The sequence below is a fragment of the Dietzia maris genome, from assembly GCF_014144855.1.
Taxonomy (GTDB): Bacteria; Actinomycetota; Actinomycetes; order Mycobacteriales; family Mycobacteriaceae; genus Dietzia; species Dietzia kunjamensis.
The window spans coordinates 1-2,847 of the sequence record NZ_JAALDN010000177.1 but is presented as its reverse complement, the minus strand read 5'-3'; the positions used below and the strand labels follow the sequence as shown (position 1 = coordinate 2,847).

Below are 2,847 nucleotides of genomic sequence, written 5' to 3'. Positions count from 1 at the left end.
GGCCTCCGCGGCCAGTGCCCCGAAGTGCCCCACGGCGCCCGACAGCGCCGAGCGCCGGACGTGGAACCGCTCCGGGTTGCCGTTGATCACGAACGCGCACTTGAGTCCGGCGAGGTTGAACGCCTTGGACGCCGACGAGATGGCCAGCCCCACCTCGCGCGCGGTGTCGGAGGCGGCCAGGAACGAGGTGAACTCGACTCCCGGCATGGCCAGGGGCGCCCAGATCTCGTCGGAGACCACCACGGCGTCGTGCCGCGCGGCCAGGTCGGCGAGCTCGGCCAACTCTGCCTGGCCGTGAAGAACGCCCGTGGGGTTGTGCGGGTGACTGAGCAGCACGGCCCGGGCCCCATCGGCCAACGCCTGCTCGATGCCCGCCAGGTCCAGGCGCGGGTCCTCGCCGTCGTGGTCGACCAGGGGCACCGCGACCGGCGTCATCCCCACGCGCCGGATCCACGGTCCGAACGGCATGTACACCGGCGGCGTGTACACCACGCCGCTCCCGGCCGGGATGGTCCGGGCGAGGGTCTCCCGCACGCCCACGCCCACGTCGTTGACCGGCACCACCGAGTCCTCCGGCACGTCGTACCCGAAGCGCGAGTAGTACCGTGCGCACACCCCGCCGAGTCGCTCGATCTCGGCGAAGTAGCCGGTGTCACCGTCCGCCACCGCGGCGGCGAGGCGCTCCCGGATCGCCGGGGCGAGCAGGACGTCGGTCTCGGCCACGAACAGCGGCAGGACGTCCTCGGGGTAGGCCACCCACTTCTGGCTCCGGCGCCTGCGCAGGTCGGACTCGGGGACATCCAGGGGGAACGGCACGCGGTGGATCCTTTCGCAGCGGGTTCGAACGTCCCAGGTTACTCAGTTGCCGGGCACGAACCCCGGGTACACCCACACGTCGAAGTCGCGGGAGTCGGCGCCGAACGGGGAGAGCGGCATCAGCGAGACCCACGTGGTGGTAGTCGAGCCGGGGACGGTGCCGGCGGGGATTCCGATACCGCCCGACGTGGTGGGCCATTCCAGCTCGTAGGCCAGGTCGTAGGCGCCCCGGACGCTCCCGTCGGCCGCGGACCCCGTCGATCCGGTGATCACGTCCGAGAGCACCGTGATGCGGTGGAGCCGGTGCGGCGTCCCCGAGGGGTCGCGTTGCCAACAGTCCGATCCCTGGGACACGTAGTTCGAGCACCAGATCTCCGTGTCCGTGCCGAACGGGGAGAGCACGCGCATGGGTGCTCCGTTCGGGGCCCAGAACTGCGGATCCGACGGCGCGACGGCGTAGGGCCAGTACGAGAGCTCGGCCCATCCGAACGGGCCGTCGGTGGCGGGTGGGAACGGGCGGTCGGCGGGCCAGGCGGGATCGTCGAGTGACTGGGCGAGGGCGGCGGGCGCGGTCGCGAGGGGGCCGAGTAGCGGCGTGGCCAGGAGGACCGCGGCGAGAGCGACGCGGCGGAGTTGTGTGACGGTGCGTGACATGGACCCAGTCGACCACGCGAGCGGCACCCTCACAGGCCGAACCGCCAGACGTGAGTACACCGTGACGGGACCGTCACGACGGGTAGCGCAGGGGAAACAGCGGATTCCTACGGTGGCGTGGCACAGGGCGCCGGCGGGGCGCCCGCTACCGGGGAGAGGTGTAGCGATGACGCGCTCGCACGTGATCGAGGACTGGGATCCGGAGGACACGGCCCAGTGGGAGTCCGGAGGCCGGCGCACCGCGATGCGCAATCTGTACTGGTCGGTGTTCGCCGAGCACGTGGGGTTCTCGGTGTGGACCCTGTTCGCCGTGATGGTGCTGTTCATGCCCACGGACGTCTACGGCCTGGACGCGCCGGACAAGTTCCTGGTCTCCGCGGTGGTCACCCTCACCGGCGCGTTCCTGCGCATCCCGTACACGCTGGCCACCGCGACCTTCGGCGGCCGCAACTGGACCATGTTCTCCGCGTTCGTGCTGCTCATCCCGGCGGGGGCGATGCTGTGGATCATGGCCAATCCCGGGCAGCCGCTGTGGCTGTACCTGGTGGTGGGCGCCCTCGCGGGCCTGGGCGGCGCCAACTTCGCCTCGTCCATGACCAACATCAACGCCTTCTTCCCGCAGCGCATGAAGGGCTGGGCGCTGGGCCTCAACGCGGGCGGCGGCAACCTGGGCGTGGCCACCATCCAGGTGGTGGGGCTCGTGGTGATCGCCGCGGCCGGAAACCGCTCGCCGCACTGGGTGATCGCGGTGTACCTGGTCCTGCTGGTGGTCGCGGGCATCGGCGCGGCATGCAAGATGGACAACCTCGAACACCACACCGTGGACGTGACGAGCATGCGCGACGTGGCAGGCGACCGCGACGGCTGGGTGCTGTCCCTGCTCTACATCGGTACCTTCGGCTCGTTCATCGGGTTCAGCTTCGCCTTCGGGCAGATGCTCACCATGACCTTCACCGGTAACGGGCAGTCCCCGGCCGACGCCGCTCTCCACGCCGCGCAGATCACATTCCTCGGCCCGCTGCTGGGCTCGTTGACCCGCATGCTGGGCGGCCGCCTGTCCGACCGCTTCGGCGGTGCCCGGGTTACCCTGGTGACCTTCCTCGGCATGGCCGCGACGACGGTGGCGCTGATCGTCACCTCGAGCATGCAGGCGGCCGACGGCGGCCGACTGTCGGGCGGCGCGCTGGTGTTGTTCTTCGCGGCGTTCCTCACCCTGTTCGCGCTCACCGGAATGGGCAACGCCTCGGTCTACAAGATGATCCCCACCGTCTACGAGGCCCGTAGCCGCGGCCTGGACCTGCCGGAGGCCGCCCGGGCGGCGTGGTCGCGCGCGCATTCGGGCGCCCTCATCGGGGTCGCCGGCGCGGTCGGCGCGTT

The 2,847-nt window shown here is 70.9% G+C and carries 3 protein-coding genes; 1 reads left to right on the top strand and 2 read right to left on the bottom strand.

Annotated features, from left to right (window positions below):
* Positions 1–816 (bottom strand): aminotransferase class I/II-fold pyridoxal phosphate-dependent enzyme (locus G6024_RS06460; protein WP_159148325.1); only part of this gene is annotated, 816 nt, incomplete at its 3' end.
* Positions 817–858: 42 nt separating this feature from the next.
* On the bottom strand, positions 859–1,470 hold the full coding sequence (locus G6024_RS06455; RefSeq protein ID WP_159148324.1) for a hypothetical protein: 612 nt from the start codon (positions 1,468–1,470) through the stop codon (positions 859–861).
* A gap of 166 nt (positions 1,471–1,636) precedes the next feature.
* Between G6024_RS06455 and G6024_RS06450 the strand changes: the two genes are divergently transcribed.
* A partial coding sequence (locus G6024_RS06450; RefSeq protein ID WP_159148323.1) for an MFS transporter occupies positions 1,637–2,847 on the top strand: 1,211 nt, incomplete at its 3' end.

Bases quoted from the DNA above. Each gene is read 5' to 3' on its own strand.
- G6024_RS06455 (WP_159148324.1), bottom strand. From the start codon at position 1,470: ATGTCACGCACCGTCACACAACTCCGCCGCGTCGCTCTCGCCGCGGTC.